Origin of the sequence: Streptomyces spectabilis (assembly GCF_008704795.1) — a bacterium.
GTDB lineage: Bacteria > Actinomycetota > Actinomycetes > Streptomycetales > Streptomycetaceae > Streptomyces > Streptomyces spectabilis.
Genome location: NZ_CP023690.1, coordinates 6,130,767 through 6,152,199, shown reverse-complemented (window position 1 = coordinate 6,152,199; position 21,433 = coordinate 6,130,767). Strand labels below are relative to the sequence as shown.

At 73.4% G+C, this 21,433-nt stretch carries 16 protein-coding genes; 7 read left to right on the top strand and 9 right to left on the bottom strand.

Translation table 11 applies throughout. The features are described 5' to 3' along the window. Positions 1-59: 59 nt before the first annotated feature. Entirely contained in the window at positions 60-2,411 is a 2,352-nt protein-coding gene (locus tag CP982_RS27090) for an ABC transporter family substrate-binding protein (RefSeq protein ID WP_150512861.1), read from the bottom strand. A gap of 595 nt (positions 2,412-3,006) precedes the next feature. Here CP982_RS27090 and CP982_RS27085 point away from each other — a divergent pair. The 5 genes from CP982_RS27085 to CP982_RS27065 all read left to right on the top strand — a co-directional run bounded on the left by CP982_RS27085 (position 3,007) and on the right by CP982_RS27065 (position 8,380). Continuing rightward, positions 3,007-3,333, top strand: a complete 327-nt coding sequence (locus tag CP982_RS27085; RefSeq protein WP_150512860.1) for a hypothetical protein — start codon at positions 3,007-3,009, stop codon at positions 3,331-3,333. A 55-nt stretch (positions 3,334-3,388) separates the two neighbouring features. Then, positions 3,389-4,222: a hypothetical protein gene (locus CP982_RS27080; protein ID WP_150512859.1), complete on the top strand. Its 834-nt coding sequence runs from the start codon at positions 3,389-3,391 to the stop codon at positions 4,220-4,222. Positions 4,223-4,271: 49 nt separating this feature from the next. Next, entirely contained in the window at positions 4,272-6,200 is a 1,929-nt protein-coding gene (locus tag CP982_RS27075) for a fumarate reductase/succinate dehydrogenase flavoprotein subunit (RefSeq protein ID WP_150512858.1), read from the top strand. Next, on the top strand, positions 6,197-6,985 hold the full coding sequence (locus CP982_RS27070; RefSeq protein ID WP_150512857.1) for a succinate dehydrogenase/fumarate reductase iron-sulfur subunit: 789 nt from the start codon (positions 6,197-6,199) through the stop codon (positions 6,983-6,985). The genes CP982_RS27075 and CP982_RS27070 overlap by 4 nt, the downstream gene beginning before the upstream one ends. Before the next feature lie 135 nt (positions 6,986-7,120). After that, a complete protein-coding gene (locus tag CP982_RS27065) occupies positions 7,121-8,380 on the top strand; it encodes an alpha/beta hydrolase family protein (RefSeq protein WP_229878509.1) in 1,260 nt (419 codons plus the stop codon). A gap of 19 nt (positions 8,381-8,399) precedes the next feature. Here CP982_RS27065 and CP982_RS27060 read toward each other — a convergent pair whose 3' ends face one another. Next, on the bottom strand, positions 8,400-9,074 hold the full coding sequence (locus CP982_RS27060) for an SMI1/KNR4 family protein (protein WP_150512856.1): 675 nt from the start codon (positions 9,072-9,074) through the stop codon (positions 8,400-8,402). Positions 9,075-9,319: 245 nt separating this feature from the next. Here CP982_RS27060 and CP982_RS27055 point away from each other — a divergent pair, with 245 nt between their 5' ends. Both CP982_RS27055 and CP982_RS27050 read left to right on the top strand, forming a co-directional pair. Further along, positions 9,320-11,344 (top strand): TPM domain-containing protein, encoded by a 2,025-nt coding sequence (locus tag CP982_RS27055; protein ID WP_150515731.1) that lies wholly within the window; start codon positions 9,320-9,322, stop codon positions 11,342-11,344. Between the two features lie 100 nt (positions 11,345-11,444). Next, positions 11,445-12,158 carry a PspA/IM30 family protein gene (locus CP982_RS27050; protein WP_150512855.1) on the top strand — a complete coding sequence of 238 codons (714 nt, stop codon included), beginning with the start codon at positions 11,445-11,447 and terminating at the stop codon, positions 12,156-12,158. Positions 12,159-12,187: 29 nt separating this feature from the next. Here the strand turns inward: CP982_RS27050 and CP982_RS27045 are convergent, their stop codons facing one another. From CP982_RS27045 to CP982_RS27015, 7 genes are all read right to left on the bottom strand, one after another. Next, positions 12,188-14,962, bottom strand: coding sequence for a SpoIIE family protein phosphatase (locus CP982_RS27045; RefSeq protein ID WP_221515259.1), 2,775 nt, complete (start codon positions 14,960-14,962; stop codon positions 12,188-12,190). 469 nt (positions 14,963-15,431) lie between these two features. Continuing rightward, on the bottom strand, positions 15,432-15,884 hold the full coding sequence (locus CP982_RS27040; protein WP_245004352.1) for an ATP-binding protein: 453 nt from the start codon (positions 15,882-15,884) through the stop codon (positions 15,432-15,434). Positions 15,885-16,187: 303 nt separating this feature from the next. Beyond that, positions 16,188-16,592: a (deoxy)nucleoside triphosphate pyrophosphohydrolase gene (locus tag CP982_RS27035; RefSeq protein WP_150512854.1), complete on the bottom strand. Its 405-nt coding sequence runs from the start codon at positions 16,590-16,592 to the stop codon at positions 16,188-16,190. A 24-nt stretch (positions 16,593-16,616) separates the two neighbouring features. After that, entirely contained in the window at positions 16,617-16,799 is a 183-nt protein-coding gene (locus CP982_RS27030) for an SPOR domain-containing protein (protein WP_150512853.1), read from the bottom strand. Positions 16,800-17,206: 407 nt separating this feature from the next. Continuing rightward, positions 17,207-17,959: a GntR family transcriptional regulator gene (locus CP982_RS27025; RefSeq protein ID WP_144320735.1), complete on the bottom strand. Its 753-nt coding sequence runs from the start codon at positions 17,957-17,959 to the stop codon at positions 17,207-17,209. A gap of 146 nt (positions 17,960-18,105) precedes the next feature. Then, positions 18,106-19,362: an alpha/beta hydrolase gene (locus tag CP982_RS27020; RefSeq protein ID WP_150512852.1), complete on the bottom strand. Its 1,257-nt coding sequence runs from the start codon at positions 19,360-19,362 to the stop codon at positions 18,106-18,108. Between the two features lie 213 nt (positions 19,363-19,575). After that, on the bottom strand, positions 19,576-21,159 hold the full coding sequence (locus CP982_RS27015) for a S8 family peptidase (protein WP_150512851.1): 1,584 nt from the start codon (positions 21,157-21,159) through the stop codon (positions 19,576-19,578). Between the last annotated feature and the right edge of the window lie 274 nt (positions 21,160-21,433).

Here is a 21,433-nt window from a genome sequence, read left to right as displayed (position 1 = left end):
CCACGGCCTTACCCCATTCTACGTGGCCCCGCCGGAACCGGCCCGGCGGGGCCTCCGGCTCAGCCGTCGGACGGCTTCTCGCCCGGCTTCGCGCCGGGCTTCAGGAAGCCGATGTCCTCGTACAGCGGGGTCGCGAAGCCGAAGGCTCCGGCGTTGGCGAGGCGCGCGCGGGCCGCGACCAGCTGGGGGCGCTGGTAGAGGGGGATGGAACCCGCCGCCGCCCAGATGCGGGCGTCGGCCTTCTTCACCAGGGAGCGCATCTCGCCCTCGTCCAGCTCGGCGAGGGCCTGGTCGAAGAGCTGGTCGATGTGGTCGGTGCCGACGCGGGTGTAGTTCTGTTCGACGTTGAGGGAGCCGTCCGCCGCGGGCACCGGCTTGGCGAAGATCGGCCGGGCGTCGGTGGCGGGGAAGGCGGACGCGGGCCAGGAGTACAGGGCCAGGTCGTACTGGCCGGACGCGATGTGGTCCTTGAAGTAGCTCTCGTCCGCGACCTTCGCGATCTCCGTACGGACGCCGATGCGCTCCAGCATCCGGGAGATGCGGTCGGCGACGCCGCGCAGCGCCTGCGAGCCGTCGCCGGACGGCAGCACGAAGCGGAGCGTGAGCGGCTTGCCGTCCTTGGCGAGGGGCCCGCCCGCGCCCTTGCGCGTCTTCGGGGCGGCGGTGCCCTTGGGGGCGTACGCGCCCGGCGCACCGCCCTTGGCCTGCTTCTCGGTGTGCTTGCGCGCGTGCTTCTTGGCCGGTCCCCCCGGGTCCTTGCGCTGTTCCTTGTCGGCGTCGCCGGGCGCGGTGAGGGCGTCGGCCTGGCGGACCAGGACGGACTGCTGGAAGGCGGCCGCGGGGGCGGGCGCGAGGACCGAGGTGCCGGTGTCGCCGGGCTTCTGGTCGTCCTCGCCGACGATGTACGTGTCGTCGTCGGAGCCGCCGCCGTCGCCGCCGCCGTCCGTGCCGCTGTCGGCCCCGTCTGCGCGCCCGCGGGCGTCCGCCTCGCCCCCCGCCGTCTTCTCCTTCTTGTCCTTCGCGTACTTCTCCTTGAGCGGGCCGCCGGGCGTCCAGCCCGCGTCGGCGAGCAGCGCCCGGGCCTCGGCGGTGTCCTGGTCGCCGAGCGCCCCGCTGTTGTCCGCGTACGCGTCCTGCCCTGCCAGGGCCAGATGGCTGCCGACCGGGCTCGCGGGCAGGCCGAGCGGCTTCAGAACCGTTTCCGCCAGCTCGGCGCGGTTCAGGGCGCGGGCGACCGCGCGCCGGACCCGGTCGTCGGCGAGCGGGCCCTCGGCGCCGTTGAGGGCGAGCTGGGTGTAGGCGGGTTCGAGGGACTTGCGGACCGTGTAGCGGCGCAGGCCCGTCTGCTCGTCGGCGTACCGCCGGGTGGCCTTGCCGGTCCGCTCGCGCGCCTCCAGCTCGACCGCCGCGGCCTCCTCGTCCGTGCCGTGGGCGACCGCCCAGGAGCGCAGGGCGTCGGCGGGGGCGAGCCGGGCGCCGGGGCCGTGCGCGAGCGGGCCCGGGGCGCCCTTGTCGCGGGCCGCGAGGGCGATCCGGCCCGCCTCGTCGGCGTCCACGTCGGCCAGGTCGACCTTGCCCGCAGCGAGCGCGGCGGCGCGGCGCTCGCGCGGTACTTCGCGCAGGACGAGCGCGTCCAGCTTGGCGGGGCTGCCCCACCAGCGCGGGCTGCGCCGGAGCGTGACCTCGCCCGCGCCCCGGTCGACGTCCTTGAGGGCGAAGGGGCCCGCGGTGACCTTCAGCTTGGTGCGCGCGCCGTCGTTGAAGGAGTCGGGGGTGCCCATGACCTCCTTCGGGTACAGCGGTGAGAACAGCGAGCGCCAGTCGGCGTACGGCTGCGCGAAGGTGACGCGCACCTCCAGGTTGTTGGCGCCGCGCTCGATCTTCTCGATGCGGTCGTAGCCCGCGTTGCGGGCCGTCCAGTACGCGCTGTCCTTGCCGGACAGGGCCCGCCACTGGGCGGCGAAGTCGTCCGCGCCGATCTCCCGGCCGTCGCTCCACACCGCCTGCTGGTTCAGCTTGTAGAGCACGACCTGCTTGGGCTCGCGCTCGACGACCTTCGCGCTCTCCAGGAAGTCCGGGTTGCGCACGACGCGGCCCCGCGCGTCGAGGCGGTACAGGGACGGCAGGACGGCGCCGGCCACCCGGGACGTGGCCTCGTCGGCGTCCGACTGGAAGGTGTTGAAGGTCTCCGGCAGCGCGTCGACGGCCCATTTCACGGTGCCGCCGTCGGCCACCAGGTCCCGTGCGGCGGGCGCGATGTCCTGCGCGGCCGCGGGGGCGCTCGTCTCGTCGTCCGCGCCGCACCCCGCGAGGGCGGGCAGCGCGAGGACTCCGGCGGCGAGGAACACGGCGGAGCGGACCGTGGCCTTCGGGCGGACCGGTCGCGGCGGCCTGGCGCGGTCGTGGGGCATGACGGGTACCTCCGGGGCTCGCCCGGCCGCGGTGCGCCCTGACGGGCGGGGTGGGAGGGGGCCGGGGCTGGTGACGTGGTGCCGTGTGCGGTGCCGTTTCGGCGTGTGTACGCGATTAGCGGTGTTTCGGGCGAAATATGGAGTTGATCACATGTATCGCCTCCACTGAACGCGAAGCTCCACCCCAGAACCCCCCGACACGGCGACCCACCCCCAGAACCCACCCGTGCGGCCCAACGCACCAGATCCAGCCCGTCCGGCGTTTGAGGACAAGCGCGCCAGCGCGATGCAGGAACGGACACAGAACGACGACGCACAGCCGACAAATCCAGCCCGTCCGGCGTTTGAGGACGAGGCCGCAAGGCCGATGGAGGGGCGGGTGGGCGGGAGGAAGGAGCAGGCCGGACCCAAGCCGCGGGAGAGCTGGAGCGCGGCCCCACCGGGGGCGCCGGGGCGCGCTCCGGCGGACATGCGCCAGCCCCGCCCCATTCCCGGCCCCAATCGCGACAGATCCCTTCCCAAGCCGGGATGTGAGGCGCGACACTCGCAGGCGCATGAGCGTTTACGACCGCACCCCTTGAAGTGAGGGCAAGTCATGGCTCTGCAAGACGACCTGACGGCCATTCAGCGCTGTGTCGACGACCTCGTCCGCACCGTGGGCCGGATCGAGCGGCAGGCCGAGCCGGAAACGGCGGGCGTCGACTTCCGCCGGGTCCGCATGGACACCGACCACCTGCGCGAGAGCGTCGCGCTGCTGCGCGCGGCCGTGGCGCCCGCATCCCCGCCCGAGCGCCCGGCCCAGGCGCCCCCGCCCCCCACGCGGCCCGCGATGGTGCCCGTACCGGACACCCCGTACGACAGCTCCCTGTGGACGGACTCGGACGACGAGGGCCTGGGCGCCCGCCACCGCCGCGCGCCGTAGCCCCGCCCCGGCCCGCCCGTCGTAACCCACCCGTCGACGAAGGAGTGGAGCCTCGTTGGCAACTGGCACCGAACCCCATCTGAACAAGGGCACGGCCCCCGGCGGCGTACGGCACGGCACGCGCGCCGCGATCGCCGCTGCCCATCTGCGGACGGACCGCTGGTGGCTCCAGCCCGCCGCGACCGCCGCCGGACTCTTCGCCTTCGTCGTCTATTCGACGTGGCGGGCGTTCGCCAATTCCGACTACTACGAGGCACCGTACGTCTCGCCGTTCTACTCGCCGTGCGTCGCGGACAACTGCGAACCGATGAGGAACGGCCCGAACTGGGAGATCTTCGGCAGTTGGTGGGGCCTGTCCCCCGCCCTGCTCATCCTCATCTTCCCGCTGGGCTTCCGGCTCACCTGCTACTACTACCGCAAGGCCTACTACCGCGGATTCTGGGCGTCCCCGCCCGCCTGCGCGGTCGCCGAGCCGCACGCCAAGTACACCGGTGAGACGCGTTTCCCGCTGATCCTGCAGAACATCCACCGGTACTTCTTCTACGCCGCCGTGCCGGTCGCGGGAATCCTCACGTACGACACGGTGCTCGCCTTCCGCGACGAGCACTACGAGTGGGGCCACATGGGCCTCGGCACGCTCGTGTTCCTGGTGAACATCGTGCTGATCTGGGCGTACACGCTCTCCTGCCACTCGTGCCGGCACATCGTCGGCGGAAAGCTCAAGCATTTCTCCAAACACCCGGTGCGCTATCGGATGTGGCGGTGGGTGGGCTGGCTGAACGGCCGTCACATGCTGCTCGCCTGGGCGTCGTTGATCAGTGTCGCGCTCGCCGACTTCTACGTGTATCTGATTGCCTCCGGCGCATTCGACGATCCGGCACTGTTCTGACGGCGGAAGACAGTGAATGACGACGCAAGACGAAATAGGGGCGTTCTGAATGTCTCAAGTGGAGCGGCAGCAGTGGGATGTCGTCGTCGTGGGGGCCGGCGGGGCGGGCCTCCGGGCCGCGATCGAGGCGCGTGAGCAGGGCGCGCGTACGGCGGTGATCTGCAAGTCGCTGTTCGGCAAGGCGCACACGGTGATGGCCGAGGGCGGCATCGCGGCGGCCATGGCGAATGTGAACTCCGGTGACAACTGGCAGGTGCACTTCCGTGACACGCTGCGCGGCGGCAAGTTCCTCAACCAGTGGCGGATGGCGGAGCTGCACGCGCGCGAGGCCCCCGACCGGGTGTGGGAACTGGAGACCTGGGGCGCGCTCTTCGACCGCACCAAGGACGGCCGGATCTCGCAGCGGAACTTCGGCGGCCACGAATATCCACGGCTCGCCCACGTCGGTGACCGTACGGGGCTCGAACTGATCCGTACCCTCCAGCAGAAGATCGTGGCCCTCCAGCAGGAGGACGAGAAGGAATTCGGCGACTACGAAGCCCGGTTGAAGGTCTTCCAGGAGTGCACCGTCACGCGCGTCCTGAAGGAGGGCGAGCGCGTCAGCGGCGCCTTCTGCTACGAGCGGGAGAGCGGGCGGTTCTTCGTCGTCGAGGCGCCCAGTGTCGTGCTCGCCACCGGCGGCATCGGCAAGTCCTTCAAGGTGACCTCGAACTCGTGGGAGTACACGGGCGACGGGCACGCCCTCGCGCTGCTCGCGGGCGCGCCGCTGCTGAACATGGAATTCGTACAGTTCCATCCGACGGGAATGGTGTGGCCGCCGTCGGTGAAAGGAATCCTCGTCACCGAGTCCGTGCGCGGCGACGGCGGCGTGCTGAGGAACTCCGACGGCAAGCGGTTCATGTTCGACTACGTTCCGGACGTCTTCAAGGAGAAGTACGCGGAGTCGGAGGAAGAGGGCGACCGCTGGTACGAGGACCCGGACCACAACCGCCGCCCGCCCGAGCTGCTGCCCCGGGACGAGGTGGCGCGGGCCATCAACTCCGAGGTGAAGGCGGGGCGCGGCTCGCCGCACGGCGGGGTGTTCCTCGACGTGTCGACGCGGATGCCCGCCGAGGTGATCCGGCGCCGACTGCCGTCGATGTACCACCAGTTCAAGGAGCTGGCGGACGTCGACATCACCGCCGAGGCGATGGAGGTGGGGCCGACCTGTCACTACGTGATGGGCGGCGTCGCGGTCGACTCCGACACGGCGGCGGCGCGGGGCGTGCCGGGCCTGTTCGCGGCCGGTGAGGTCGCGGGCGGCATGCACGGCTCGAACCGGCTCGGCGGGAACTCCCTTTCGGACCTCCTGGTGTTCGGCCGCCGCGCCGGTCTCCACGCGGCGCGGTACGCGGCCGAGCTGGCCGTGCGCCCGGTGGTGGACGAGCCGCAGCTGGACACGGCGGCGGCGGAGGCCCTGCGTCCGTTCAGTGCGGAGGGCCCATCGGACGGGGCGACTCCGGAGAACCCGTACACGCTCCACCAGGAGCTCCAGCAGACCATGAACGACCTGGTCGGCATCATCCGCCGCGAGGGCGAGATGGAGCGGGCCCTGGACAAGCTCGCCGAGCTGCGGGTGCGGGCGCGGCGGGCCGGGGTCGAGGGGCACCGGCAGTTCAACCCGGGCTGGCACCTGGCGCTCGACCTCAGGAACATGCTGCTCGTCAGCGAGTGCGTGGCGCGCGCGGCCCTGGAGCGCACCGAGAGCCGCGGCGGGCACACCCGCGACGACCACCCCGGGATGAGCCGCGAGTGGCGCCGCGTGAACCTGCTGTGCCGCCTCACCGACCCGACCGGGGGCCTCGCGGCCACCGACCCGGTGCGCGGCCAGATCGACCTCGCGCGCGTGACGACCGATCCCATCCGCCCCGACCTGCTCGCTCTCTTCGACAAGGAGGAGCTGGTCAAGTACCTGGCCGAAGAGGAGCTCTACGAGTGAGCACAGTTGCATCGTCCACGGCGTACGACGCGCACTTCAGGGTCTGGCGCGGCGACACCGGCGGGGGCGGCCTCCAGGACTTCACGGTCGAGGTCAACGAGGGCGAGGTGGTCCTCGACATCGTCCACCGCCTCCAGGCCACCCAGGCGCCGGACCTCGCGGTGCGCTGGAACTGCAAGGCGGGCAAGTGCGGTTCCTGCTCGGCGGAGATCAACGGCCGGCCGCGTCTGCTGTGCATGACCCGCATGTCGGTGTTCTCGCGCGAGGAGACCATCACCGTCACCCCGCTGCGGGCGTTCCCCGTCGTCCGTGACCTGGTGACCGACGTCGGCTTCAACTACACCAAGGCGCGGGAGGTGCCCGCCTTCGTGCCGCCGCCCGGCGTGGGCCCCGGCGAGTACCGCATGATGCAGGAGGACGTGGACCGCTCCCAGGAGTTCCGCAAGTGCATCGAGTGCTTCCTGTGCCAGGACACCTGCCACGTGGTGCGTGACCACGAGGAGAACAAGACGGCGTTCGCGGGGCCGCGCTTCCTGATGCGGGTCGCCGAGCTGGACATGCACCCGCTGGACGCGGCGGCGGACACGGGCCTGGACCGCAAGGCCACCGCCCAGGAGGAGCACGGGCTCGGCTACTGCAACATCACCAAGTGCTGCACGGAGGTGTGCCCCGAGGGCATCCACATCACGGACAACGCGCTGATTCCCTTGAAGGAGCGGGCTGTCGACCGCAAGTACGATCCGCTGGTCTGGCTGGGGAACAAGATCCGGCGGCGGGGCGAGTAGGCGGCGGCTCAGCCTCTTCCGGGGTCTTCCGGGCCCTCGGGCGGCGCTCGGGCAGGGGTTGTGGGGGTAATCCCCCAGGAGATTCTCTTGATCGCCCCCATGGTTCCGGCGCGGGCGCGCGGCCAGCATGGAGCCATGGACATGCGTACGGCGCGGCGCTCGCGCTCGATGAAGGTGCTGGTGGCCGCGGGGATCGCGGCGGCGGTGACGCTGGGGGCCGGAGCCCCGGCCTCCGCGCGGGGGACGGAGAGCCCGGTGCGCACACAGCCCGGGGACCCGGTGCGCCCCGTCCTGCCCGCCCCCACCGGCCCCCACCCCGTCGGCACGGTGACGACCCGCCTCGTCGACCACTCCCGGCCCGATCCCTGGGTCGACTCGCAGCCGTATCGCGAGCTGATGGTCAGCGTCTGGTATCCGGCGCGCAAGACCGGCGGCGGCACCCGCCCCGCGCCGTACATGGCACCGGGCGCGGCCGAGCGGTGGGACGCCGCCGCACCGCACGGCATAGCGAAGGGCGCCGTCGACTGGGCGGGCATGCGCGCCCACGCCCGCACGGCCGCCCCCGTCGACGACCGGGGCGGCCGCCGCCCGGTGCTGCTCTATTCGGCGGGTGCCAACGACCCGCGGACCTGGGGCACCTCCCTGGTCGAGGAGATGGCCAGCCGCGGCTATGTGGTGATCACCGTCGACCACACCTATGAGGCGCCCGGTGTGCAGTTCCCCGACGGCTCGGTCAAGGGCGACAAGCCCCTGCGGGACGCCTTGGCCGAGGTGACGGACGACCGGTCGCTGTCCGAGCTCCTGAAGAAGGTCCTGGACACCCGCGTCGCCGACGACAAGTTCGTCCTCGGCCGGCTCGGCGCCCTCCCGCACGGCCTGTCCCGGGCGATCGACCGCGACCGCGTCGGCATGCTCGGCCATTCCGCGGGCGGAATCGCCGCCGCCGAGACGATGTACGAGGACAAGCGCGTCAAGGCCGCCGTCGATCTGGACGGCACCCTGGAGCTCAACGGCGAGCCGAATGGCACGAACCTCACCCCGGTCGCCCGGCACGGCGTCGACCGCCCCCTGCTCCTCATGGGCCGCGACGGCAGCGACCACACCACCGAGCCCTCCTGGCGCTCCTTCTGGTCCCACACCCCGGGCTGGAAGCGGGACTTCACCCTCCGCGGCTCCCGGCACCAGACATACACGGACCTCGCGGCCGTCCTGCCCCAGACAGGAGCCTCCCGGGACGTCATCGAGAAGAACATAGGCACCGTGGACCCGAAGCGGGCCGTCGCCGCCCAGCGCGCCTATGTGGCGTCCTTCTTCGACCGCTGGCTGCGCGACCGGGACGACCACCTCCTGGACGGCCCGTCGCCCCGCTTCCCGGAGGTGCTCCACGTCCCCTAGGGGGTAGGGGGCCGTCGGGCTAGGTCGCACGGAAGCGGGGGCGCCCCTCGGCCGCTGTCCGCTCCGCATGCTCCAGCCACGACAGATACCACTGGGCGAAGGTGACGCGGGGCTTGTCCTGGAGGGTCACCGGCTGCACTCCCTCGCCGACGGCACGCACGTCGTCCCACAGGGTGCCGCGCTCCGGCCCCGTCACGGCGAGGAGGGTGTAGTAGCCGCACCCTTGGTGGCTGAGGCAGAGGGTGCCGTCGGTCAGGGATGCGTGAAGCGTGTCGTGCCGCGCCTGCCAGGCCGCGTGGTCACGGCGCAGGGCCTCGTCGTCGGCGTAGTCGTCCGGGCGCGGCTCCGCACCCTCGTGACCGTCGAGTTCGTCGGTGGCCTCGGGGCGGAACGGCAGCGCGCAGGCGCCGGAGCCGGGCTCGGCGTCCGGCCCGGTCACCCGGTGCCCGAAGAGGCCGTAGTCCGGGCCCGCGCCGCCCGCGCCGACCTGGAGGAGGAAGTCGCGGTACTCACCGGGAAGTTCGACACCCAGGCCCTGCTCGACGGCCCGCACCTCGGGCTCCGTGAGGACGGGCTCAAGACGGAAGCCATGGCCGTGCCCGCCCGGCCAGTCCGCGCCGAACACCTCGCGCCAGTGCGGCCGCTCCCGCACCGCGAGCACCCGCTCCCGGGCGCCCGCCCAGACCCCGTCCACCACCGGCCTCCCCTCAGCTCGATCGTCTCCACCGTACGAGAGGGCATCGGCCCCGGTCGCGGGGGTTCGGGGACCGTCCTACGCTGCGAGATGTGACGTCGTTCCCGTCGTCCCGGCCGTTCGCGCTGCCCGCGCCCGCTGTGGCGTCCTCGCCGTCCGTGTGGGCACGCACCGCCACGCGGGCCGCGGCGGCCGTGCTCCTCGCCTGCGGCGGACTGTCCGGGCTCGTGTGCCCCGCGTATGCGATGCCCGCCGGAGCCATCGGGTCCGGTGCCCGGGCTGCGCCCGCCGACGAGCCCGTGCGCCTGGACCGGGACGGCCAGATCACCGACAAGGTGGGCGCGCTCGGTGATCGGCGGGCCGCCGTGGCCGACGCGCTCGACCGGCTCTACGACGACCGGAGGGTCCAGCTCTTCGTGGCGTATGTACGGGACTTCTCCGGACGGCCCGCGCGTGACTGGGCGCACGCCACGGCCGAGCGCAACGGCCTCGGGACGGACGATGTGCTCCTTGCCGTGGCCACCCACGACCGGCAGTACGCGTACTCGGCCGAGCGGGGCGGGCGGTTCAGTGAGGCACAGCTCGGGGAGGTCGCCGCGACCGCCGTCGAGCCCGCTCTGCGGCAGCGCGACTGGGCGCGGGCGGCGATCGGCGCGGCGGGCGGGTTCGGGGCCGTGCTCGCCGGGGAGCCCGTGCCCCGGCCCGCGATCACCCCCGGCGAGGCGGATCCGGGAGGTGGGGGCGGCGGTGACGACGGGGTGGCGGGAGACCTGGTGCTGCCCGTGATCGCGGTCGGCGTGGCGGGGACCTTCGCGGCGGTCGCGTACCGGCGGCGCAAGCGGCGCTTCACCACCCGGACGACGCCCGGCGGCTGGGGCGAGGGACAGCGGCTCACCCCGCTGCCCGACCTCGACGCCCGCGCCGGGCACCTGCTCGTCGAGACCGATGACGCGGTGCGCACCAGCGCCGAGGAACTGGGCTTCGCCACCGCGCAGTTCGGCGAGGAGGCGGCACGGCCGTTCGCGGCGGCCGTGGCGTATGCGCGCGAGGAGCTGACGGCGGCGTTCCGGCTGCGGCAGCGGCTCGACGACGCCTACCCGGAGGACGAGGCGACGCGGCGGCGGATGCTCGACGAGATCGTGGCGCGCTGCACGGAGGCGGGGCGGCGGCTCGACGCGGAGGCGGCCGCGTTCGACGAGCTGCGCTCCCTGGAGCGCACCGCGCCGAGCGCCCTGGAGCACGCCGAGACGGTGCTCCGACAGGTCGACGCCCGGGCCCTGGAGGCGGAGTCGACGCTGAAGGAGCTGCGGACGGCTTATGCGCCGACGTCGACCGAGGCGGTCGTCGGGAGCGTGGCGCAGGCCAAGGACCGGCTCGCGTTCGCCGCGAGCCAGCTGCACCAGGCCCGCACGGCCGTCGACGCCGCCGACAACGGCACGGCCGCCGTGCATCTGCGCGCGGCGGAGGGGGCCGTCGACCAGGCGGGCACGTTCGTCGAGGGCGTGGTCCGGCTGGCCGGGGAACTCGCCGAGGCCGACCGGCGGCTGCCGGGCGCGCTCAGCGAGACCGAGGCCGACCTCGCCGACGCGCGCGGGCTCCTGACGGGCGCGGGCGCGGGCACGCCGACCGCCGATCTGCGCGGCCGGATCGCGCGGGCCGAGTCCGTCGTGGCGGAGGTGGAGCGCGCGCGGGCGGCGGGGGCGTACGACCCGATCGACGCGCTGCGCCGCGTCGAGGAGGCCGACGCGGCGCTCGACCACGCCCTGGCCGGGGCGCGGCAGCGCGAGAGCGAGGACGACCGGGCCCGAACGCTCCTCGGCCAGGCCCTGCTCACCGCGCGCAGTGCCGTCGCCGCCGCCCGGGACTACGTGACGACGCACCGGGGCGCGGTCGGCGCCGAGGCCAGGACCCGGCTCGCGGAGGCGGAGCGTCATCTGGAGCGGGCGGAGGGCCCCGGCGGACCGGGCGCGCCCGCCGCCGCCCTCGCCGGGGCGCAGCGGGCCGACTCCCTTGCGCGGCAGGCCCAGGCCCTCGCCGAGCGGGACGTCCGGGCGTACGGCAATCCGTACGGCGGAGGCCTCGGCGCGGGCGGCCGGGGCGGCGGCATGGGCGGCGCCGTCCTGGGCGGAATCGTCCTCGGGGAGGTCCTCGGCGGGCTGGGGCGCGGGGCCGGAGGCGGCCGAGGGGGCGGCGGGTTCGGAGGCGCGGGGCCCGGGGCGTTCGGCGGGGGCGGGACGCGGGGGCGGATGGGAGGCGGTGGGCGGTTCTGAGCCCGGACCCGCGCCTCCCCCAGGACCCCGGCTTCGCACCAAGGCTTCGCGTGAAGGGCTTCGCATCAGGGCCTCGTACAACTCGTACAAGGAGAGCGACATGACCAAGCAGACCGTCCTCGGGCGTGTGACCCAGCTGGCGAAGGCCAATGTGCATGCCCTCCTCGACCAGGCCGAGGACCCGCAGAAGATGCTCGACCAGCTGATCCGCGAGTACACGGAGAGCATCAAGGAGGCCGAGCAGGCCGTCGCCGCCACCATCGGTGATCTGCGGCTCATGGAGCAGGACCACGGTGAGGACCAGCGGGCGGCCGTCGAGTGGGGCGCGAAGGCGCTGGCCGCGAGCCGGAAGGCGGACGCGCTGCGGATGGCGGGGAGCGCCGTCGAGGCCGACCGGTTCGACGGCCTGGCGAAGGTGGCCCTGGGGCGGCAGTTGCGCGCGGAGAAGGAGGCCAAGGAGGCCGAGCCGACGATCGCCGCGCAGAGCGACGTGGTCGCCCGGCTCAAGGACGGCCTCGACTCGATGAAGATCAAGCTGACGGAGTTGCAGTCGAAGCGGGACCAGTTGGTGGCCCGGGCCAAGGCGGCACAGGCGCGCAACCGGATGGCCGACGCCGCCCGGAGCCTGGACGTGCTCGACCCGACGAGCGAGCTGAGCCGGTTCGAGGAGAAGGTGCGCAGGGAGGAGGCGCGGGCGCTCGGTCAGGAGGAGCTGGCCGCGTCGTCGCTCGACGCGCAGTTCGAGCAGCTGGAGAGCCTGAGCGACGAGGCGGAGGTCGAGGCCCGGCTCGCCGCGCTGAAGGCCACCACCTGAGCAGAGCCCCCCCTGAAACGACAGCCCGCTCAGAACAGGCTCATCAGCGCCTCCGCCGCGTCCATCGGCGGCGTGTCCCCGTCCGGCAGCGCCAGTTCGAACCAGACCGTCTTGCCCCGCGGCGTGCGGCGTGAGCCCCAGGCCGCGCTCAGCAGGCCGACGAGCTGGAGTCCGCGCCCGCCCTCGTCGGTGTCGCGGGCGCGGCGGCGGCGCGGCTGGACCAGGCCCGCGTCCCACACCTCGCACACCAGCGTGCGGTCGAGGAGCAGCCGCAGCCGGATCTCGCCCTCGCCGTACCGCAGGGCGTTGGTGACGAGTTCGCTGACGAGGAGTTCGGCGGTGTCGACGAGCGGGTCGAGGCCCCACTCCCGCAGGCGCGCGCACGCCAGCTCGCGGGCGTGGCCCACCGAGCGCGGCTCACGCGGCAGAGTCCAGTCGCCGACGTGCTCGGCGGGCAGCCCCTGCACCCGTGCCATGAGCAGGGCGATGTCGTCCTCGCCGTGGTGCGTGTCGAGGGTGCTGAGGACGTGGTCGCAGATGTCCTCCAGGGCCTGTCCGCGGTCGGTGAGGGCGCCGACGAACGCGTTCAGGCCCTCGTCGAGCGGATGGTCGCGGGACTCGACGAGGCCGTCCGTGTAGAGGGCGAGCAGGGCGCCTTCGGGCAGGTCGACCTCGACCTCCTCGAAGGGTTCGCCGCCGACGCCGAGCGGCATGCCGGGAGGTACGTCGAGCATGAGCGCGCTCTCGTCGGGTTCGACGAGGACGGGCGGCAGATGGCCCGCGTTGGCGATGGTGACGCGCCGGGTGACGGCGTCGTACACGGCGTACACGCAGGTGGCGAGGTACACCTCGGCGAGGTCGTCGGTGTCGCGGGCGCCCCGGGCGGTGGTGCGCCGGGGGCCCGACGGATTGCCGAGGCCGCGGGCGATCTCGTCGAGCGCGGAGAGCACCTCGGCGGGCTCCAGGTCGAGCAGGGCCAGCGTCCGCACGGCGGAGCGCAGTTCGCCCATGGTGACGGCGGCGCGCAGACCGCGGCCCATGACGTCGCCGACGACGAGGGCGGTGCGGTGGCCGGGCAGTTCGATGACGTCGAACCAGTCGCCGCCGACCTCGGTGGCCGCGTTGCCCGGCAGATAGCGGCAGGCGATGTCGAGCCCGGCCGCCTCCGGGTCGCCGGGCGGCAGCAGGGAGCGCTGGAGGATCAGGGCGCGCTCGTGTTCGCGGCGGTAGAGGCGGGCGTTGTCGATGCAGACGGCGGCGCGCGCGGCGAGCTCCCCGGCGAGCGCGCGGTCGCGTTCGCCGAACGGCTCGCTGCCCTTCGTACGGGAGAACTGGGCGAGGCCCACGACGGTGTCGTGGGCGACCATCGGGACGGCGAGCGTGGACTGGATGAGGCCGCCGGTGAGGCGGGTCGGACCGCAGTCGTCGCCGGCGGCGATCAGGCGCGCCCGTGCGGTGCGCAGCGCGTCGGCACAGGGCGAGGTGAACGGGAAGCGGTGCACGGAGCCGACGTCGATGGGGCCCGTGCCCTCGGGGAAGGGCGCGTCGGCCACGGCGCTGGCGAAGGCGACGCGGCGCAGCTCGGCGCTGCCGTCGGCGAGCCCCGGCGGTGTCTCGTCGCCGTCGAGGAGGCCCTGGTAGAGGTCGACGGACGCCAGGTCGCAGAAGCCGGGGACGGCGACGTCGAGGAGTTCGCGGGCGGTGGTCTCCAGGTCGAGGGAGTTGCCGATGCGGACGCCCGCCTCGTTCAGGAGGGCGAGGTTGCGGCGGGCGTGGGCGGCCTCGCGGGCGGCGACGTGGCGGCTGGTCACGTCGTTGCCGAGGCCCGCGATGCCGATGGGGCGGCCCGAACCGCTGTGCACGCGGTAGAGGTTGATCGACCAGTGGCGGCGCTCGCTGCTGCCCGGCGCGGGCCCGACGATCTGCATGTCGGTGACGGCCTCGCCGGTCTCCAGGACGCGGCGCAGGGCGGCCTGCAGGCGGTCGGCCTCGTTGCGCGGCAGATAGTCGTGGACGGTGCGGCCGCGGTGGTCCTCGGCGGCGCCCCCGAAGACGGCCGCGAAGCGGCGGTTGGCGCGCTGCACCGTGAGGTCCGTGCCGAACAGGAGGAATCCGAAGGGGGATTGACCGAAAATGGACTGCGAGGCGGCGAGGTCGGTCTCGATCTGCCGGAGCGCCCGGACGTCGACGACGATGCACACGGCGGACCGCTCGCCGTCCGCCGTCCTGGCGGGCATGACATAGACCTCGGCGACGCCCTCGCGGACGGGGGCGCCGGGCGCGGGCGGCTCGGTCGAGGGTCCGGCGGGCCCGGCCAGCGGGTCGGCGGGCTCGGGCAGGGGTGCGGCCGACTCGGGCAGCCGGAAGGGGACCGACCCCGTCCACTCCCGGCCGTCGAGGATCTCCGCCATCTTCCGGTGGCCGCGCGGACGCAGCTCCGGCGGTACGAACGCCTCGATCGGGTCCTTGCCGACGGCGTCCCGCGCGGGCACGCCGAACAGCCGCTCGGCCCGGCCGCTCCACTGGTCGACGAGCCCGTCCGGGCCGATCGAGAACGACGCCACCTTGATGTAGTCGTAGAGGGAGCCGGGCGGGCTGTTCTGCCAGATGATGTCGCCCGGGGTGAGGGGCCGGTCCTCGACGCGGGGGCGCGGACGGCCCGCGCCGTGGCGACGCGCGTCGACGGCGTCCCGTGCCCCGGCTACGCCTTGCGCCGCACCGGTACCTACCGTCCCGGACGCGTCGCGCCCTACGCCACGGCCGGGGTCGGGGCGCGCGCCGCCGCCCGGGACCCGGCTCGGCAGGCCGCCGCCCGTGCCCGTCGCCGGGACGTCGTCCGCGGCGTCCGGGGCCCGGCCCGCGCCGCCTTCGGAGCGCTCGGGTCCGGCCGCGCCCGCGGGGCCGCGGCCGCGCTCGGCCGCCGCGCCGAGCCGGCCATGGTCCACGCCGCCACCTGCGGTGGTACGCGCACCGTCGCCCGCGCTCGACGCCGCGGGCCCGGCAGGGCCCGCGGCCGCCGATGAGGCTGCCCGCCCCGCCCGCGCCGCCGACCGCGTCGAACCCGTCGCCTTCGCTGGTATCTCGCTCACGCGAACCGTCCCCTCCAGCTCACCGCATCCGGCACCGGTCACCGAATGTGGCTGCCCGCAGTATCCAGCACTACGGGGCCGTGCCACACGCCGTTCACGATCACAGCACGCACTTACCGCTTTTTGGCCCGTGACCGCCTTGCGTCCGGCCCGTGCACTTGTACGTACCGACGCTCTCTGTCTTCTAACCGGGCAGCGCCAGCTCGAACCACACCGTCTTCCCCGCTGTTCCCGTACGTCCCGGGCGGGTGCCCCAGCGGCTCGAGGACCTGGCCACCAGCTGGATTCCCCTGCCGCCCTCGTCGTCGAGGGCGGCGACGCGCTCGCGCGGCGGGTCGGGCACGGGGTCGGAGACCTCGACGAGGAGCGTGTCCAGCGGGCCCTTCGGGCGGACGAGCCGGACGCCGATGGGCCCCGAGGCGTATCGCAGGGAATTGGTCACCAGCTCGCTGACGAGCAGGACGGCGACGTCGCCCAGAGGGGCGAGGTCCCAGTCGCCCAGTTGCTTCCGGACGACCGCGCGGGCGGTGCGGACGGCGCCCGGGTCCGCGGGAAAGTCCCACTCGGCGCAGTCGCCTTCGGTGTCGAGCACGCCGATCACTTCCCAGCCGAGCGACGGATCCATGTCCGGTTTCATGGGGTTAATGGGCACATACCCGATATCCCGGTGGGATTACCGTGTTCAAGGTGGCACTGTGGCACGAACGGCGTACAGGAAGCGGAACTCCGCCTTGACGAACCTCGCGCGCCCCTTGCCGCCCCGCGCCGCACAGAGGAGCGCCGGGCCCTCGCCGGCCACGCCCTGCCCACCCCGACGCCCCGTCCCGCGCCGCCCGCCCACCCATCCAGCCGCAGCGCTCCGCGCCGGGGCCGCACAGGCGGAGCCGGGTGGTCGTGGGCGGGTGGGTGGGAAATTCCCCGCCGCGGCAGCGGCGCGGGTCTACCGCTCGCCCTGGCCCGCAGGGCCCAGCGCGCGGACGGCCGGCACGTCTGCCGCCAGCCACTCCACCGTCCACAGCGCCTCGGGCTCCAGCCAGCGCAGCGCGTCGTGGTCCTGGAGCGGCCGCGGCTCGCCCGCGAGCAGCCGGGCCCGCCACACGCGCATCACATAGCCGCGCCCGAGCGGGAACTCCCCCGGCACGCGGTCGACGACCTCCGCCTCGACGCCCAGTTCCTCCTTGAGCTCGCGCACGAGGGCGTCCTCGTCGCGCTCGCCGGGCTCGACCTTGCCGCCGGGCAGCTCCCAGCGCCCGGCGAGTTCCTCGGGCGCGCTGCGGCGCGCGGCCAGAAGGCGGCCCTCACCGTCGTACAGCGCGGCGCCGACCACCACGATCCGCTCAGTCATGCGCCGGAGCCTACGCCCGACGCGTCACCGCCCGCCGTTCTGGTTCAGGCGCTCGATCCAGTACAGCTGTCGGTGCCCGCGGTCATCCAGGCTGTCGGCGATCTTCTGGGCCTCGGCCTTGGTCGCGTACCTTCCGACGCGGTAGCGGTTGCCGTTGTCGTCTTGCCGTATCACGAGCCAGGGAAGTATGACCGTCCCGTCGTTCATGCCGTCCCTCCGCTCCCCACCCCCGGCGCACCCCACGCCTCGATCAGTAAGGAAACCGCATTCCGCATATGCCCGAGCTTACGCCCGACCTTTACGCAGCGGATACGACTTTGCACAAAGAGATACGCAATCGGCCAGCACTGAGGGGGCGCATCCTCGCGGATACGCCCCCTCGATCGGCCACAACCGGCCGCGACGAGCCCTAACTCAGCTCCCTTTGCGCCCCGTTGACCCAGGCGCCCCGCCGTCGTGCGCCCCGCCCACCGGCGGGCTCGGTGTCGACGCGAGGACGGGCCAGGCGGTACCGCGCCGAGCCGCCCGCCGGGCGAACGGGCAACGGGCCAGGGCGAGTCGGGCCGCGAGAACGGCCAGAATCCAGCGCCGCCGCCCGCACGCCGAGCGAGCGGTCAGCGGACGGGCAGGTGATACGAGACGCGGTACCGGTCGGCGGGCACCACGATGTCGGCGGTCTCCACGGGGCGCCCCGAGGCGTAGTACGTGCGCTGGACGACGAGGACGACGTGGCCGGGCACCCCGCCGAGCGCGAGGAGCTCCTCGGCGAGACCCGGCCGGGCGCCGACCTCCTCGGCCACGTTGTCCACGACCACGTCGATGGCGGCCATCCGGTCGACGACGCCGCAGCCGCCCAGGGGGCCCTCCTCCGGGAGCATCACGGGGGTGCGTCCTGTGACGGCGAGCGGCTCCCAGGAGGTGGAGAGCATCATCACCTCGCCCGCGTCCCGGAAGACGTACTTGGTGCACATCACGCGGTCGCCAACGCGGATGCCGAGCCGCTCCGCGACGGCGCCGTTCGCCTCGGCCTGCTCGCTGCGGGACTCCCAGGTGCCGCGGGTACCGTCGGCGGCCTGCTCCTGACGAAAGGGCGAGGAGGCGCCGGGGCCGCGGAATCCCGTGCGCGCGATGCGGCGCGGGACGGGGCGCTCGCGCACATAGGTGCCGGAGCCCGAGCGCCCCTCGACGAGCCCCTCGGCCATGAGGACCTTGCGGGCTTCGAGGGCGACCGTGTCCGAGACGCCGTACTCCTCGCGGATCCTGGCCTGCGAGGGGAGACGGGTGTGCGGAGGCAGCGAACCGTCGGCGATCTTCTTGCGGAGATCACCCGCGACGCGCAGATACGCAGGCTGCTCACCGAAAGTCACTGGCCACTCCCATCAGGTTGACAGACAGCAACAGCGTGGCAACCGTGGGTTGTTGGCCGCAACCCTAGACCAAGGATTCACCCGAAGTGATGATTTCCCGGTCCGCAGGGCTTTACGCCGCGCTCCCCCAGCGCTATATCCCTCAACTATCTACCCTGAACGGGGAGTTGACGCCCATCTGTCCGCAGGGTGAAGCCGCCAGGGCCGGACGGCCGCCCCGCGATCCCGTCCAGGAAGCGCCCGAGCGCGGCCCGCGCGACCTGGCTCGCCCACCCGCCCCAGTTGACGTCGAAGCAGTGGTCCGCCCACGGCAGCTCCACGTACGACGCCCGGGCCCCGGCGGCGGCCAGGCGTCGTGCCAGGTCACGCGCCTGCGCGACCGGAACGGCCCGGTCCGCGCCGCCGTGCAGGAGCAGCGTGGGCGGCACCCGGCGGTGGACGAGGCGCGCGGGCGAGCCGAGCCGGTAGCGCTCGGGGGCACCGGCCGCCGAACCGCCCATCAGGCGCGGCATCAGCGGATCGGCGCGCAGGACGGTCCGTTCGATGAGGCGCCGCATGTCGGTGGGCCCGTAGAGCGAGACCACCCCGGCCACGGCACTGTCACGCATCGCGCACATCGACCGCGTGTGGCGCTCACTCTTCGTACCCGCCGCACGCCATGCGCCTGGGGCGTGCGAGGAGGGCGCCCGCGCGTAGGCCGCGGCGAGCGCCAGGTTGCCCCCGGCGGAACTGCCCGCCAGGACCAGGCGCTCGGGGTCCACTCCGTAGGTACGCGCGTGCCGCCGCACCCAGTGCACCGCGCACCGTACGTCACGGATCTGGTCGAGCTGGGTGACGCCGGGCGCGAGGCGGTAGTCGATGTCGAAGACCGACCAGCCGCGGTCGTTGAGCCAGCGGTTCCAGCGGGGCGACTGGCTGCGGTGGCCCTTGTTCCAGCCGCCGCCGTGCACCCAGACCACGGCGGGCCTGCGCACCGCGGGGCGCTTGGGCAGCGTCCACAGGTCGAGTCTGACGCGCTCGCCGCCGGGGCGCGCGTAGGTGATGCCGCGCCCGCGGTCGGGCGTCTTGGCGTAGTTGACCCCGCCGCCGACGTACGCGCCGAGGTCCAGCGTGGTGCCGTGGCGCTCGGCGGTGCGGTACGCGGCCGCGTACGGCATCACCCCGTACACCAGGGCGGCGAACGCGGTGAGGGCGGCGGCACCCGCCCACCACGGGCACCGCCGCCCCGCGCACGCGGCGGCCGCGAGGCCGAGCAGCGCGGGCGGCACGAGGACGAGGCTCCAGGAGGTGACCGCGACGGCGAGGGCCACGAGGGCGGGGACACGGGGCAGTGGTGCGGCGACGAGCACGGCGAGCGCTGCGTTGAGCAGGCAGAGGGCGGCCAGGAGCGCGCGGATGACCACGCCACAGAACTATCACGGAAGCAGACAAAAGGCCCTTATGGTCACCTTCCTGGCCGACCCGGCCGCGCCCCGGCCGTCCGGGCGCGGACGCGCCTCGTCCCCACGGGCGGCCGGGGCGGACCCGGAACCGCGCCGCGGGGACGAGGTCACTCACCACTCATGTCACTGACGCTCAGGTCACTGACACTCATGTCACTGCCGCGGGCAGGGGGCTCAGAACTGCAGGCCCCAGCTGTCGAGCGTGCCCACGTCCTGGGCCGCGTTGTCGGACACCCGGAGCTTCCAGGTGCCGTTGGCGGTCTCGGACGAGGCGTTGACCGTGTACGAGGTGTTGATGTCGTCCGAACTGCCGCCCACGCCGTAGTCCTTGAGGACGTAGGCCGTGGTGTCGGGGGCGACGAGCTCGATCTTCAGGTCACCGACGTACGTGTGCTTGATGGCGACCGGCACGCTCAGCGTCGACGGGGCGTTGCCCGGGACGCCGGAGACGGTGATGGGGGACTCCACGGAGGAGTTGTCGGTGATGGAGAAGTCCGCGCCGTTCTCGAACTTCGGCCCCGGCGGGTTGGTGCCGCCGCCGCCCACGTAGAGCAGGCGGTTGGGCGAGCCGGTGCCGGGGCTGCCGACGACGTTCGGCGTTGCCGCGCCGACCAGGGCCTGGGAGACCTGGGCCGGGGTCGCCGACGGGTTCTCGGCGACGTACAGGGCGGCGGCGCCCGCCACGTGCGGCGAGGCCATCGACGTGCCGTTGAGGGTGCTGGTCGCCGTGTCGCTGGTGTTCCACGCCGACGTGATGCCCGAGCCCGGGGCGAACAGGTCGAGGACCGTGCCGAAGTTGGAGTAGCTGGCCTTGGCGTCGGTGTTGGTGGTGGCGCCGACGGTGATGGCCTCGGTGACGCGGGCGGGCGAGCGGGTCGAGGCGTTGGTGGACTCGTTGCCCGCCGCGACGGCGTAGGTGATGCCCGCCGCGACGGAGTTGCGCACGGCCGTGTCGAGCGCGCTGTCGGCCGGGCCGCCGAGGCTCATGTTGGCGACGGCGGGCTTGACCGCGTTCTTGGTCACCCAGTCGATGCCCGCGACGACCTGGGCGGTGGTGCCCGAGCCCTGGTTGTTGAGCACGCGCACGCCGACGATCTTCGCCTTCTTGGCGACGCCGTGCGCGGTGCCGCCGACGGTGCCGGCGACGTGCGTGCCGTGGCCGTGGCCGTCCTGCGCGACGTTGTCGTTGTCGACGGCGTCGTAGCCGTCGGCGGCGCGGCCGCCGAAGTCCTGGTGGCTCTTCCGGACGCCGGTGTCGATGACGTAGACGGTGGCGCCCTCACCGGCCTTGTCCGGATACGTGTACTTCTGATCGAGGGGGAGATTGCGCTGGTCGATGCGGTCCAAGCCCCACGACGGCGGGTTGGGCTGGGTCGCGGCGACCGTGTAGGTGCGGTTCTGCACGACGGAGGCGACGGCGGGGTCCGCGGCGAGCTTCTCCGCCTCGGCCCGCGAGGCCTCGACCTCGTAGCCGTTGAGCACCTTCTTGTACGTCCGCTCGATCTCCGCGCCGTGCTTCTTCACGAGCGCGCGGCCCTTGGCCGAATCCGCCTTCGCGGCGTCCTCGTCGAGCGTGACGATGTAGCTGTTCGCGACGGCGCCCGGGGCGCCCGCGTACTGGATCGTGCCGTCCGCGCCCTTGGCCTCGGCGGCCGCGGGGAGGGCGGACACGACGCCCAGGGCGACCGCCGTGGCGGCGGTCAGCGCGAGGGTTCCGGCACCTGTCAGTCTTCGTCGACTGTGACGCGTCACTGCCATCTGAGGGGTCCTCCTCGATCGGTGGTGCGCCTGTGGGGGATGCGACAGGGGCATGACAATGTAGTGGCGCCATGCCTACGCCGAGTTGATCAGCGTTCAACTCTCTGTCGCCGACGAAAGGTTGGCGGATACCCAGGGGTCGCACAAGGGTGGGGTTCGGACGTAACACGATTGCCATGTGCGGGTCATGGCCGAAAAGCAGCGACAGACGGGCCCCTTGAGGCCCGTCCGCCCTTCTGAGATGGCCCCGGAGACGCCCGGCGGCCCCCACGTC